We start from the raw sequence: 14,641 nt of genomic DNA on the forward strand, positions 1-14,641 counted from the left end.
TTCCACCCGAAGCCTCAGGTGATGCCGAGTTCCTTGTCGATGAAGTCGAAAACGTCGTCCGCGGAGGCGGATTCGAGCTGGTCGGCCACGCTGGCAGCGGTCGTGCCCGCGTCCTGGCCGGCCAGCCTGAGCAGCAGCGCCCTCAGCCGCTCGGCCACCCTGTCGCCCTCGATCTCCGCGCGTGAGCGGTCGGCGACCGCCGCCTCCAGCCGGTCGAGCTGGGCCAGGATCGGCAGCTCCACCACGTCGCCGGAGGAGAGCAGGGTTCCGAGGTGCTCCGCCAGCGCGGCGGGCGTGGCGTAGTCGAACACCACGGTCGCGGGCAGCTTGACGCCCGCCGCCCTGTTCAGCCGGTTGCGGAGGTCGACCGCGGCCACCGAGTCGAAGCCGAGGTCCTTGAACGCCCGTCCCGGGTCGATGTCGTCGCTCCCGTAGCCGAGGAGGGCGGCGATCTGGGTACGGACCAGGTTCAGCAGCGCCCGCTGCCGCTCGGCCGAGGTCAGTCCGGCGAGCCGTTCGGCCAGGGGTGACCCGCCGCCCGGCTCGTCGTCCGTCCCGGACGCCTCGGCCAGTACGGCGAGCGCCTCGGGCAGGTCCCGCAGGAGGGGGCGCGGCCTGCCGAGGGTGTACGGCGGGACGAAGCGCGTCCAGTCGGTGTCGGTGACCACCAGGTGGCTCTCGTCGCGGTCGAGCGCCTGGGCGAGCGCGGTCAGGGCCAGGTCCGGGTCCATCTCGCGGATGCCGAGTCGCCGCAGGTGCGCCCCCGCGGCCTCGTCCACCATCCCGCCCCCGCCCCAGGAACCCCACGCGATCGACGTCGCGACCTGTCCCCCGGCCCGGCGCCGGGAGGCGAGCGCGTCCAGGAAGGCATTGGCTCCGCCGTACGCCGCCTGTCCCGCCGATCCCCAGACGGCGGCGCCGGAGGAGAAGAGCACGAAGGCGTCCAGCGGGTGCCCGGCCAGCAGCTCGTCGAGGTGCCGGGCACCCGCGATCTTGGCGCGGACCGCGTCGGCGAACTCCTCCGGCTCCATCGCGGCGAGCGGCTTCGGCTCGGGCAGGATCCCGGCCGCGTGCACCACGGCGGTCACCGCGTCGGACGCGGGCAGGGAGTCCAGCAGACGGCTCAGCGCGTCCCTGTCCGCGACGTCGCACGCCGCGACGGTGACCCTCGCCCCCAGTTCGGACAGCTCGGCGGCCAGCTCGGCAGCGCCCTCGGCCGCGAGGCCGCGCCTGCTGGTCAGCAGCAGGTGTCCGGCCCCGTTCTCCGCCAGCCGGCGCGCCACCCGCGAACCGACCCCGCCGGTGCCCCCGGTGACCAGCACGGTCCCGCGTGGCCGCCAGGTGCCGCCCGTGCCGTTCCCGGGCAGCGGGGCCCGCACCAGGCGGAGGGCGAACGTCCCCGAGGACCGGACGGCGACCCTGTCCTCGCCGTCCTCGCCGCCTTGGCCGTCCCTGTCGTTCCCCCCGGCCAGCAGTCCCGCCACCCGGCGGGCGACCGGCTGGTCCACGACCGTCGGCAGGTCGACGGTGCCGCCCCACGTGCCGGGGGCGTCCAGGGCGAGCACCGTGCCCAGGCCCGTCACCACGGCCTGCGCCGGGTTCACCGGCTCCGCGCCGTCCGGGACCGGTGTCGCGTTCCTCGTCGCGCACCAGAGGCGGCCGGTCGGTCCGACCGCGCCGAGCGCCCGGACCAGGGTCACGGTGGCGACGACGCCACGGGACAGTTCCGGGTGCCGGGGGTGCTCGCGGCCGTCGAGCGCGAGCAGGGAGAGCACCCCGGCGACGGCCTCGCCGCCGAGCCCTTCGAGTGCTTCGAGCTTTCCGCGGAGCAGGCCGGTGACCGCCTCCGCGGGCGCGTCGTCGGCCACCTCGACCGGCACGATCCGGGCACCGGAGGCGGCGAGCCCCTCCATCAGGAAGGGTTCGGAGAACCCGGCGGGGACGACGACGAGCCAGATCCCCACCAGGGGCCCGGACGCGTCGGCCACCGGCCGCCACTCCGCGCGGTAGCGCCAGCCGGTCACCACGGACTCGTCCCTGGCACGGTTCCACCAGGAGGACAGGGCCGGGAGCACGCCCTCCACCTCGGCGGGCTCGACCCCCAGGGTCCTGGCGAGCGCGGGGCCGTCGCCGTCGGCCACCCGCGCCCAGAAGTCCTCGTCCGGCAGGGGGTTCGCGGCCCGGACGACGTTCCGCGCCCAGTACCGCCGAGTCTGGAAGGCGTACGTGGGCAACCCGACCCGGCGGGCTCCGCCGTACATGCCGGACCAGTCGGGGCTCACGCCACGGACGTGCAGTTCCGCCACCGACCTCAGCAGGCGGTCGGGACCGCCGTCGTCGCGGCGCAGGCTGCCGGTCACCACCGCCTCGCGTCCGAGGTCGTCGAGCGTCTCCTGCAGCCCCATGGTGAGCACCGGGTTCGGGCTGATCTCCACGAACGCCACGTGATCCGTACCGGCCAGGTTGCGCACGGCCGCCTCGAACTCGACGGTCCGCCGCAGGTTGGTGTACCAGTACCCGGCCTCCAGATCGGCGGGCCGGATCCAGTCACCGGTCACCGTGGAGATCATCGGTACCGTGCCCGCCCTCGGGCTCACCGGCGCGAGCTCCCGCCGCAGCCTCTCCTCCAGGGGCTCCACCAGCGCCGAGTGGGACGCGTAGTCGACCGGCACCCGCTTGACGCGTACGCCCTCCTCGGCGAGTTCGGCCAGCAGCTCGTCGAGCGCGTCCGAGGCTCCGGACAGCACCACGGAGCCGGGGCCGTTGATCGCGGCGATGGAGAGGTCACCGGCCCAGCGCGTGAGCCGCTTGCCCGCCTCCTCGGCGGGCAGGGCCACCGAGGCCATGCCGCCGGACCCGGCGAGCGACTCGCGGATGGCCCTGGAGCGCAGCGCGACGATCCTGGCGCCGTCCTCGATCTCCAGCAGCCCGGCCACGCAGGCGGCGGCGATCTCGCCCTGCGAATGCCCGACCACCGCGTCCGGCCCGATGCCGCGCGACCGCCACTCCTCGGCGAGCGAGACCATGACGGCCCACAGCACCGGCTGCACCACGTCCACCCGTTCCAGCGTCCGGGGATCGGGGTCCCGCAGGACGTCGGTGAGCCTCCAGTCCACGAAGGGCGCCAGGGCGCGCTCGCACGCGGCGATCCGCTCGGCGAACACCGGCGACGCGTCCAGCATCCCGACGGCCATGCCCACCCACTGCGAGCCCTGCCCCGGGAACACGAAGACCGTCTTCCCGCTCAGGTTCGCCGTTCCGGTGACGACGTCCGCGCCGGTCTCGCCCGCCGCCACCTCGCCGACCCCGGCCAGCAGCCCGGCACGGTCCCGGCCGACGACCACGGCCCGGTGCTCGAACGGCACCCTGCTCACCGCCAGGGACAGGGCCACGTCGGCGGGGTCGAGCCCGGGACGCTCGTCCAGGTGGGAGAGCAGCCGCGCGGACTGCGCGCGGAGCGCCGCCTCGGAGCGCCCGGACAGCGGCCACAGCAGGACGCCGGGGCGGGCGGCGCCGTCCTCACGCTCCTCGCGGTCCTCGGCGGGCGCCTGTTCGAGGATGACGTGGACGTTCGTGCCGCTGGCCCCGAAGGACGACACGCCCGCGCGGCGGGGATGGCCGTTCTCCGCCCAGGGCATCGGCTCGGTGAGGAGTTCGACCGCCCCGGCCGCCCAGTCCACCTTCGGGGTCGGCTCCGCCACGTGCAGCGTCCGGGGCAGCGTGCCGTGCCGCATCGCCTGCACCATCTTGATCACCCCGGCGACCCCGGCCGACGCCTGCGGGTGCCCGATGTTCGACTTGATCGACCCCAGGCGCAGCGGCCGGTCCGCGGGCCGGTCCCGGCCGTAGGTGGCGAGCAGCGCCTGCGCCTCGATCGGGTCGCCCAGCGTGGTGCCCGTACCGTGCGCCTCGACCGCGTCGACCTCGTCGGGAGTCACCCTGGCGTTGGCCAGCGCCTGCTCGATGACACGCCGCTGCGAGGGGCCGTTCGGCGCCATCAGGCCGTTGGAGGCCCCGTCGGAGTTCACCGCGGAGCCACGGACGAGGGCGAGGACCTCGTGCCCGTTCCGCAGGGCCTCGGAGAGCCGTTCGAGCACCAGCACCCCCACGCCCTCCGACCAGCCGACCCCGTCGGCGTCACCGGAGAACGAGCGGCACCTCCCGTCCTTCGACAGGCCCCGCTGCCGGGAGAACTCCACGAACATGTCCGGGGTCGCCATGACGGTGGCGCCACCGGCCAGGGCCAGGGAGCACTCGCCCAGGCGCAGCGACTGGCAGGCGAGGTGCAGGGCGACGAGCGAGGAGGAGCAGGCGGTGTCCACCGACACCGCGGGCCCGACCAGTCCGAGGCTGTAGGCCACCCGGCCGGAGACCAGGCTGCCCGCGCCGGTGCTCCCCGCGTAGTCGTGGTACATCACGCCCGCGAACACGCCGGTCATGCTGCCGCGCGCGGCGGCGATCATCCCGGCGCCCTCCAGCGCCTCCCACGACACCTCCAGCAGCAGCCGCTGCTGCGGGTCGATCCCGGCCGCCTCGCGCGGCGAGATCGAGAAGAAACCCGCGTCGAACTCCCCGGCGTCGTACAGGAACCCGCCCTCGCGGACGTAGATCTTGCCCGGCCGGTCCGGCTCGGGGTCGTAGAGTCCGGCGACGTCCCACCCGCGATCCCGGGGGAAGTCTCCGATGGCGTCCCCGCCCTCGTCGACCAGCCGCCACAGGTCGGCGGGCGAGCGCACCCCGCCCGGGTACCGGCAGGCCATGCCCACGATCGCGATCGGCTCGGCGGAGCGGTCCTCCATCTCCCGCAGCCGCCTGCGCGTCTGCCGCAGGTCCGCGGTGGCGCGCTTGAGGTAGTCCCGAAGCTTGTCGACCTTGTCGTCATCGGCCATCGGCTGTGCACCAACTCCGCGAGTAGTACGTGGCTCGTTCAGGGGGTGCCGAGCTCGGTGTCGAGGGCCAGGAAGAGCTCCTCGTCACTGACGGCGTCGTAGCCGTCCTCCACCGTCTCGGGCTCGGCGTCGCTGTGCCGTTCGCGCCACTTGCGCAACAGCGCCTCGAGGCGCGCGGTGATCCGGGGATGCGAGCCGTTGAGGTCCGCGGCCGAGAGCACCGACTCCAGCTGGTCGACCACGGCGAGGACCGGGGTGGCCGCGTCCGCGTCCGCCGGTGCGATCTCCTGCCCGAGGTAGCGGGCGAGCGCCGCGGCGTTGGGGCTGTCGAAGACCAGCGTGGCGGGCAGGCGCAGGCCGGTGGCCGAGGCCAGGGTGTTGCGCAGCTCGACCGCGAGCAGCGAGTCGAAGCCGAGCTCCTGGAACGCGCGGTCGGGGGCGATCGAGTCCGGCCCGCCGTGTCCCAGGGTCGCCGCCACCTGGGTGCGGACGAGTTCGAGGAGGAGGTGGTCGCGTTCCTGCTCGGGCAGGGTGGCGAGCCGTCCTCGCAGGTCGGTGCCGCCCGCGTTCCCGCCGGTGGCCGGAGCGGCTCGCCGTACGGGCTCGCGGACGAGACCGCTCAGGATCGCCGGGATCCCGTCGGGCCGGGAGCGCAACGTCTCGACGTCCAGCCGCATCGGCACGACGGTGGCGTCCTCCTCCAGGTCCAGCGCCATGTCGAAGAGGGCGAGCCCCTCCTCCTCGGACATCGCGGGTACGCCGAGTCTTCGCAGGCGGCGCAGTCCCCCCTCGTCCAGGTACGCGCTCATCCCGCTCTCGCTCGCCCACGGCCCCCAGGCGAGGGACGTGGCGGTCAGACCCCGCGACCTGCGGTACTCGGCGATCCCGTCGAGGAAGGTGTTCGCCGCGGCGTAGTTGGCCTGGCCCGCGCCGAGCACCAGCCCGGCGGCCGAGGAGAACAGCACGAACGCGGACAGGTTCATGCCCTCGGTCAGCTCGTGCAGGTGCCAGGCCGCGTCCGCCTTCGCCCGCAGCACCGTGTCCACCTGCGTCTCGGTGAGCGCGCCGAAGACACCGTTGTCGACGACGCCCGCCGTGTGGATCACGGAGGTCAGCGGCCGATCCGGCGCGATGGTCGCCAGCAGGTCGCGGACGGCGCCTCGATCGGACACGTCGCACACCGCGATCCTGACGTCCGCGCCCAGCAGGGTGAGTTCCTCCCGCAGTTCGCGCGCGCCCGGCGCGTCCGGGCCGCGCCTGCTCGTCAGCAGCAGCGACCGTACGCCGTGCTTGACGACGAGATGGCGGGCGACCAGCGAACCGAGGCCACCGGTCCCGCCGGTGATCAGAACCGTTCCGCCCGTGTCCCAGCGGTCGCCCGCTCCCGCGCCGTCGTCGACGATCCAGGACAGGCGGGGCACGTGCAGCTCGCCTTTCCGGATGGCCGTCTCGGGTTCGCCTCCGGCGACGGCGGCGGTGATCGCCCGTTCCGAGGACTCCTGCCCGTCCAGGTCGACCAGCACGAGCCTGCCCGGGTTCTCCGCCTCTGCCGCTCGCACCAGGCCCCACAGGGCGGCGTCCGCGAGGTCGGTGACGCCCTCGCCCGGTATCGCGGCCACCGCGCCCCTGGTCACGACGACCAGCCGCGACGTCGACCACCGCTCGTCGGCCAGCCAGGACCGCACCAGGCCCATGACCCGGTTGACCGATTCCCGCAGCCGTACGGTCACCGGACCGTCGTCGCCGGGGACGCGGGACAGGATCACCACGCCGGGCGGGAACCCGCCGCCGTCGACCATCGCCGTCAGCGACGCCATGTCGGGATGGTGGGTCATCCCCGGCAGGGCACCGGCCCGCGGTCCGACGACGGCCCAGGTGTCCTGGGCGAGGAGCGTGGCCGGAGGGGGTGGCGTCACCCAGTCCAGCCGGAACAGCGACTCCTTGCGCCGCGTCCGGGCGGCGGTGACCTGCTCCGCGGACACCCGGCGGGCGAGGACCGACTCCACCGTCGCGACCGGTGCTCCCGTGACGTCGGCCAGGTACGCCGTCGTCGCGTCGGGTCCCGACGGCACGAGCCTCACCCGCACCGACGACGCCCCCACCGCGTGCAGCGAGACGTCCGTCCAGACGAAGGGAATCCAGGTCTCCCCCGCCGCCCGCCGCCCGCCCTCGTCGAGGAGGGTGGCGTGCAGTGCCGCGTCCAGCAGTGCCGGGTGCAGTCCGAACCGTGCCGCGTCCGCCGCCGCGTGGCCGGGGAGCTCGACCTCGGCGAAGAGCTCCGCACCGCGCCGCCACGCCGCCCGCAGCCCCTGGAACACGGGTCCGTAGGCGTAGCCGTGCCCGGCCAGCCGCTCGTACAGCGCGTCGAGCGGGACGGGCACGGCGGCGGGCGGGGGCCAGACGCTCAGGTCGGCCGGGATCGGGGCCGGGGCCGGGGTCAGTGTCCCTCCGGCGTGCCGCGTCCAGGGCGCCTCCGGCGAGACGTCGTCCGCACGGGAGTACACCGCCACCTGCCGGTTGCCCGCCTGGTCCGCCGCCTCCACCGTGACCTGCAGGTGAATGTCGCCGTCCTCGGGCAGGACGAGCGGCGCGGCCAGGGTCAGCTCGGCCAGGGTGGGGCAGCCCACCTCGTCACCCGCGCGGATCGCCAGTTCGACGAACCCGGTGCCGGGGAACATCACCGCGCCCATCACCCGGTGGTCGGCCAGCCAGGGCTGCGTCTCCACGGACAACCGCCCGGTGAGCGTCACCCCGCCGGAGCCCGCCAGCGGCACCATGGCGTCGAAGAGGGGGTGCCCGAACGAGGGGGCCGAGGACGTGTCACTCCGCAGCCAGTAGCGCTGTCGTTGGAAGGGGTAGGTCGGCAGGTCGATCCGCTGAGCACCGGACCCAGTGAAGAACGTCGGCCAATCGACCGCCACACCCCGGGTCCACGCCTGGCCCAGTCCGCAGATCACGGCCTCGACCTCGTCGTGCTCCTTACGCGCCAGAGGGGCGAACACGGCGCTCTGGGTCTCCATCGCCGACAGGGCCGGGCTCGGTCCGGCTTCGAGGAGAGTGGTGACGCCTTCGGCCTCCAAGGTGCGCACCGCATCCCCGAATCGGACGGGCTCACGCACCTGCCGCACCCAGTACTCGGCGGACGTAACCTCGTCGGGGTCGGCGAGACGGCCGGTCAACGTCGACACCAGCGGGATGTGCGACCGATTCCACACCACCGACTCCAGGACCGTGCGGAAGTCGTCCAGCATCGGATCCATCCGCGCCGAATGAAAAGCGTGCGAGACCCGCAACCGCTTAACCCTCGTCCCGTCCAACTGGTCCAGCAGCGCCTCGACCGCGTCCTCGTCACCGGAGACCACCACCGACGCCAGGCCGTTGACCGCCGCCAACCCGACCCGCTCATTCAGATACGGGACGACATCCGCTTCCGAGGCCGCTACTGCGGCCATCGCTCCACCGGGGGGCAGGGCCTGCATCAACCGGCCACGTGCCTCCACCACCCGGCACGCGTCTTCCAACGACCACACCCCGGCCACGTGAGCAGCAGCGACCTCTCCTACGGAGTGCCCACCGACGAAGTCGGGAGTCACCCCCCACGATTGGAGAAGGCGGAAGAGAGCGACCTCGAAGGCGAACAACCCCCGCTGGGCGTACATCGTCTGATCGATCAGCTCCGAACCCCCGAACACCACCTCCTTGACCGGCGCCGGACACGCGGCGTCGAAGGCCTCGGCGAACACCGGGAACGCCGCATACAACCCCGACCCCATCCCAGCCCGCTGCGCCCCCTGACCCGAGAACAGCACCGCACAACGACCCCCCGCGACCGACCCACTCACCAACCCCCCACCCACCACCACCGCACGATGATCCAAAACCGTCCGGGTCGTCGCCAGCGAATACCCCACATCCAGCGCGTCCCCCGACCACGACGCCAACCTCGTAACCTGCGCACCCAACCCCTCAGCCGACTTGGCCGACACCACCCACGGCACCACCGGCATCGCTCGCTCCACCACCGGAACGACCGGCTCCTCCACCACCCCTTCCACGATCACGTGCGCGTTCGTCCCACTGATCCCAAACGACGACACCCCCGCCCGACGAGGCCCCTCCCCCACCGGCCACGGCCGGGACTCCGCCAACAGCTCCACCGCACCCGACGACCAGTCCACATGCGACGACGGCTCATCCACATGCAACGACCTCGGCATCACCCCATGCCGCATCGCCATCACCACCTTGATCACACCCGCCACCCCCGCAGCGGCCTGCGTATGACCCAAATTCGACTTCACCGACCCCAACCACAACGGAACCGACCGACCCTGACCATAGGTGGCCAACAACGCCTGCGCCTCGATCGGATCACCCAGGGCCGTCCCGGTACCGTGCCCCTCCACCACGTCCACATCGGCGGAACCCAGACCCGCGTCCGCGAGGGCCGCCCGGATGACACGTTCCTGGGAGGGGCCGTTCGGCGCGGTCATCGCACTGCTGGCGCCGTCCTGGTTGACCGCGCTGCCCCGGATCACCGCCAGCACCCGATGCCCATGACGACGAGCGTCCGACAACCGCTCCAGCAGCAGGACACCCGCCCCCTCGGCCCAGCCCGTACCGTCGGCCGACGAGGAGAACGCCTTGCACCGGCCGTCGGGAGAGAGGCCGCGCTGGCGGGAGAACATCACGAAACTGTCCGGCAGCGCCATCACGGTCACGCCACCGGCCAGCGCCAGCGAGCACTCCTCACCGCGCAGCGACCGAACCGCCAGATGCAACGCCACCAGCGAGGAGGAACAGGCGGTGTCCACCGTCACCGCCGGACCCTCCAAACCGAAGGTGTAGGCCACCCGCCCGGAGACGACGCTGCCCGCGCTGCCGCCGCCGACGTAACCGTCGAGTTCGGGGGGGACGTCGCCGACGCGGGAGGCGTAGTCGTGGTACATCACCCCGGCGAACACCCCGGTGTCGCCGCCGCGCAGCGTGCCCGGGACGATGCCCGCGTTCTCGAACGCCTCCCACGAGGTTTCCAGCAGTAGCCGCTGCTGCGGATCCATCGCCAGTGCCTCGCGCGGACTGATCCCGAAGAACGCGGGGTCGAACTCCGCCGCGTCGTGCAGGAACCCGCCCTGCCGGGTGTAGGACCTGCCGGTGCGTTCCGGGTCCGGGTCGTAGAGATCGGGGTCCCAGCCCCGGTCGGCAGGAAAGTCCGAGATGGCGTCGCCACCCCCGGCCACCAGCCGCCACAACTCCTCCGGCGAGGTCACCCCGCCGGGGAACCGGCACCCCATCCCGATGATCGCGATGGGTTCACGCTCGCGCTGCTCGGCCTCCGCCAGGCGGCGGCGGGCCTCCCGCAGGTCGGCGGTGGCACGTTTGAGGTAGTCGAGAAGTTTGGTCTCGTCTCCCATCGACATCACCCTCCTGTGGTCGCGTGCCTGACGACCAGCTGTTCCAGCGTCGACACGACGTCTCCCGGGCTGGGTCTGGTCAGCATCTCCTTCTGGATCTGCGCCGCGCCCTCCGTGAACGACGGGTCGTCCAGCAGCCGGGCCAGGTTCGACGTCAGCGTCTCGGGGGAGAGTTCCTCCGGCGCGATGAACAGCGCGGCGCCATGCTCCTCCAGGAGGCGCGCCATCTGAGGCTCGCCCCACAGGTTGCCGGGGACCAGCAGCTGCGGCACGCCGTGGACGATGGCGGTGCCCATCGTGCTGGCGCCCAGGTGGTGCACGACGGCCGAGCAGCTGGGCAGCAGCGCGTTGAGCGGCACGAAGTCGTGCACGTGGACGTTGTCCGGAACGGAGGAGACGCTTTCGAGCTGCTCGGCGTTCAGGGTCGCGATCACCTCGACGTCGAGCCCGGCCACCGCCTGGAGCAGTTCGTCGATCCGCATGTGGTGCAGGCCGACGTTGCGGGCCGTGACCCCGAAGGTCAGGCACACCCTCGGCGCGCGGGGAGGTTCGGCCAGCCAGTCCGGGATGGTCGAGGGCCCGTTGTAGGGCACGAAACGCACGGGGAGGACGGGCAGGTCGCCCGAGATCCGCATCCAGGAGGGCAGCGGATCGATGGTGAGCTGGCCGGTCACCATCTCCTCGCCGAACTCGTGCCCGAACGGGGCGAGTCTTCCGGCGAGCCAGTCGCCCATCGGGTCGTTCTGCGGCCCGTCGGGGTTCTGGGCGCGGAGCCGGTGGAACAGCTCGCGCATCCTGGCGAAGTGGTCCATCCCAAACAGCATCCGGGCGTGGGCCGCGCCGGTGACCCTGGCGGCGACGGGGCCGACGTAGGTCAGGGCGTCCCAGATCACCAGATCCGGCTTCCAGGACCGCGCGAAGCGGACGAGGTCGTCCAGCATCGCCTGGTTCGCCTGGTACTCGGAAATGAAACTGGAATACAGGCCGAGTGTGTCCCTGACGTATTCGAGTGTCAATTTCTCCGGCCGGAGCTCGGCGATGTCGTAACCCATCCGGTAAGGGGTGCCGTCATCGGGGAGTTGTTCCAGCATTTTCGCGTCATTGACCATGTCGATCTCGTCGCCGACGGAGACGGCCGTCAGTCCCGCCGCGAGAATGTCGGCCTGGATATTGGGCCGGCTGGCCACGCATACCTCGTGGCCGGCGGCACGCAGGGCCCATGCGAGCGGAACCATGTTGTACAGGTGAGTACTTGCCGCGAAGGTCGTGAACAAAACACGCACGGATCTCTCCAACCCGACGATATAAAGGTTCGCGAATGCGGGCGTCGCCGGCGGTTCGGCGCCTCGCGTTTGTCGCACTTCTCTCCAGGCGTACGTTACCGGCCGGGCTGCTCACCCCCTCACCCCTTAACGCCCCTTATCGTCCCCCTAAACGCGCGAGTAGCGCGGTGCGGGCGCGGCGGTGACACATCGTGATCGCCGATCGGCGGCAAAGAATTCAATATGTTTCCGCTCAATCCGGCCGGGAGATATCCGGGGTGCCCTCCTCGCGGCGTGCCGTTCTCCAGGGGTTGCCACACCCCCCGGCATTTGATGTACAAACGTATAAGACATTGGTATAGTTCGGCGGGGCAAGCAGCCCGACGACCAAGGGGGAATGACCGACGTGGCACGGTTCGCGGTACATATGGCCAGGTGGAGTGCGACGCATCCCTGGCGGGCCATCGTCGGATGGATCCTCTTCGTAGCGATCGGCATCACCGCGGGTTCGCTCGCGGGCACCCAGGGGACCGTCGACTCCGACTTCTGGACGGGAGAGTCGGGCCGGACGCAGGAGATCATCGCCACCGGCGGCTTCCCCAACCCGCCGGTCGAGAACGTGCTGATCACCGCACGGACCGGCACCCTGGACAAGGCCACGGCCGACGCCGCCGCGCAGGACGTCACGCGGCGCATGGACGCGCTGACCGAGGTCGCCGAGGTCGGTCCCCCCATCCCGTCGCCGGACGGCCGGGCCCTTCTCGTCATGGTCACCATGCGCGCCGACCCGCAGTCGGCGGTCGAGCACATCACGCCCCTCCTGGACGCCACCGCCGCCACCCAGTCCGCGTACCGGTCCCTCAGGGTCGAGCAGACCGGTGGCGTCACCATCGACAGCGGGATCTTCGACCAGGTCGCCCAGGACCTGGTGCTGGCCGAGTTGCTCACCGCCCCGGTGACGCTGGTGATCCTGCTGATCGCCTTCGGCGTCCTCGTCGCGGCGAGCGTGCCGCTGATCCTCGCCATCTCCTCGATCGTGGCGGCGATCGGCCTGTCCGCGCTGGCCTCGCACGTCTTCCCCGACGTCGGCATGGTCAACAACATCATCCTGTTGATGGGCATGGCGGTCGGCGTCGACTACTCGCTGTTCTACGTGAAGCGCGAGCGCGAGGAGCGCGCGAAGTCGGGCGGGAAACTCGACCACGCGGCCTCGGTCGAGCTGGCCGCGGCCACCTCCGGCCACGCGATCCTCGTCTCCGCCTTCGCGGTGATCGTCTCGATGATGAGCCTCTACCTCGGCGGCATCGCGGTCTTCTCCTCGCTCGCCACCGGCTCGGTCATCGTCGTCGCCGTTGCCATGGTCGGCTCGCTCACGGTGCTGCCCGCCCTGCTGGCCAAGCTCGGCCGCAGGCTCGACAGCCCCCGCATCCCCTTCCTCGGCCGGTTCGGCGGGGAGGGCGGGGAGCCCCGGATGTGGCGGGCGATGCTGCGCCCCGCGCTGCGGCACCCGGCGCTGACCTTCCTCGTCGCGACGGCGGCGATGCTGGCGCTGGCGCTTCCCGCCCTCAACCTCAAGCTGACCGCCGCGGGCCTCGACACCATGCCCCGGCAGATCGCCGCGATGCAGACCTACGACCGGCTGACCGCCGCCTTCCCCTCGGAGGGCGCCGCGCACGTCGTCGCGGTGCGGGCCGAGGCAGCGCGGGCCGACCAGGTCGGCGCGGCGCTGAGGGGGATCGTCCAGGACCTGCAGGGCAGCCCGCTCTTCGTCCCGGTCGCCGAGGCGAACGTCCGCGGATCCGCCGACGGCCGCGTGCACACGATCGACCTGGCCACCCCCTACACCGCCGACACCGCCAAGGCGGCGGAGTCGCTGAAGCGCCTCAAGGAGGTCGCCGCGGCCCGGATGGGCACGATCCCCGGCGCCGACCACGCGGTCGGCGGCGACGTCGCCAAGCACATCGACGAGGTCGACATCCAGACGCAGCGGATGCCGTGGGTGGTGGGCTTCGTCCTGCTGCTGACTCTCCTGATCATGGTGGCGGCGTTCCGCTCCCTGGTCGTCGCCGTGACCGCGATCCTGCTGAACATGCTCTCGGCCGCCGCCGCGTTCGGCGTGCTGGTGGCGGTGTTCCAGTACGAGTGGGCCGAGCAGCTCCTCGGCTTCCGCTCCAACGGCGCCATCATCTCGTGGGTGCCGCTGTTCCTGTTCGTGGTGCTCTTCGGCCTCTCCATGGACTACCACGTCTTCCTGGTCAGCCGGATCAAGGAGGCCGCGGAGCGCGCGGGGGTGTCCACCCGCCAGGCGGTGGCGGACGGCATCGTCAGCTCCGCCGGAGTCGTGACCAGCGCCGCTGTGATCATGGTCTCGGTGTTCGTCTGCTTCGTCTTCCCGAGCATGGTCGAGCTCAAGCAGCTCGGGCTCTCGCTCGCGGTCGCCGTGCTCCTCGACGCGGTCGTCATCCGCATCCTCGTCCTGCCCTCCCTGATGGTGATGCTCGGCCGCTTCAACTGGTGGCCGTCCCGGCTGGGCCGGGCCGTCGCGCCGGAGCCGGCACCCGAGGAGCGACCGGTGACACTGCTGAAGTGACAGACCGGCGATCTAGCAAGGGGGTTCCTTGAACCAGCCGCTCTCCACAGGTTCTCGACACGGGGGATTCGCGTGAGGCACTCCGGGAGAATCCTCCGGTTCGACGGCATCAGCGGCTACGGCTCGATCGTCTCCGACGACGACGAGGAGATCCGCCTGCACGCCGCCGACCTGCGGGACGACAAGTACCTGTTCGTTCCCGGCACCAGGGTCTCGTTCGAGATCGAGGAGAGCGGCCACGGGTTGAAGGCGTACGACGTGGCCCTCGCCGGTTCCGCCGGGGAGCCGCCGGTGCTGTACGTGCTGTCGAGCAGGCGGGAGGAGGCCGAGGAGGACCTCTGCGACATCCTGTCCAGGAGCGAGTTCCTCCGGGAGATCACCGAGGTGATCGTCGTCGCGGTGCCCTCGCTCAGCGCCAGGCAGATCCTCCAGTTGCGCGCGCACCTGGCGAGGTTCGCCCTGGCGCATCACTGGATAGAGGGCTGA

At 71.9% G+C, this 14,641-nt stretch carries 5 protein-coding genes; 2 read left to right on the forward strand and 3 right to left on the reverse strand.

Annotation, left to right across the window (positions count from 1 at the left end; all coding sequences use genetic code 11):
- Positions 1–14: 14 nt before the first annotated feature.
- Genes ABD817_RS06205 through ABD817_RS06215 form a run of 3 tightly spaced genes read right to left on the reverse strand, consistent with a single transcriptional unit; the run spans position 15 to position 11,664 of the window.
- Entirely contained in the window at positions 15–4,889 is a 4,875-nt protein-coding gene (locus tag ABD817_RS06205; protein WP_344915912.1) for a type I polyketide synthase, read from the reverse strand.
- 38 nt (positions 4,890–4,927) lie between these two features.
- The gene (locus tag ABD817_RS06210) at positions 4,928–10,309 is read right to left on the reverse strand and encodes a type I polyketide synthase (protein ID WP_344915914.1); all 5,382 of its coding nucleotides are present in this window, start codon (positions 10,307–10,309) and stop codon (positions 4,928–4,930) included.
- Entirely contained in the window at positions 10,309–11,664 is a 1,356-nt protein-coding gene (locus ABD817_RS06215) for an activator-dependent family glycosyltransferase (protein ID WP_425583276.1), read from the reverse strand. Before ABD817_RS06215 ends, ABD817_RS06210 begins: the two co-directional genes overlap by 1 nt.
- Positions 11,665–11,962: 298 nt before the next feature.
- Between ABD817_RS06215 and ABD817_RS06220 the strand changes: the two genes are divergently transcribed.
- A complete protein-coding gene (locus ABD817_RS06220) occupies positions 11,963–14,155 on the forward strand; it encodes an MMPL family transporter (RefSeq protein WP_344915918.1) in 2,193 nt (730 codons plus the stop codon).
- A 72-nt stretch (positions 14,156–14,227) separates the two neighbouring features.
- Positions 14,228–14,641: a hypothetical protein gene (locus ABD817_RS06225; RefSeq protein WP_344915920.1), complete on the forward strand. Its 414-nt coding sequence runs from the start codon at positions 14,228–14,230 to the stop codon at positions 14,639–14,641.

Origin of the sequence: Streptosporangium oxazolinicum, assembly GCF_039537505.1 — a bacterium.
GTDB lineage: Bacteria > Actinomycetota > Actinomycetes > Streptosporangiales > Streptosporangiaceae > Streptosporangium > Streptosporangium oxazolinicum.

Coding starts and splice junctions, on each gene's coding strand:
- ABD817_RS06205 (WP_344915912.1), bottom strand. CDS start 4,889: ATGGCCGATGACGACAAGGTCGACAAGCTTCGGGACTACCTCAAGCGC.
- ABD817_RS06220 (WP_344915918.1), top strand. CDS start 11,963: ATGACCGACGTGGCACGGTTCGCGGTACATATGGCCAGGTGGAGTGCG.
- ABD817_RS06210 (WP_344915914.1), bottom strand. CDS start 10,309: ATGTCGATGGGAGACGAGACCAAACTTCTCGACTACCTCAAACGTGCC.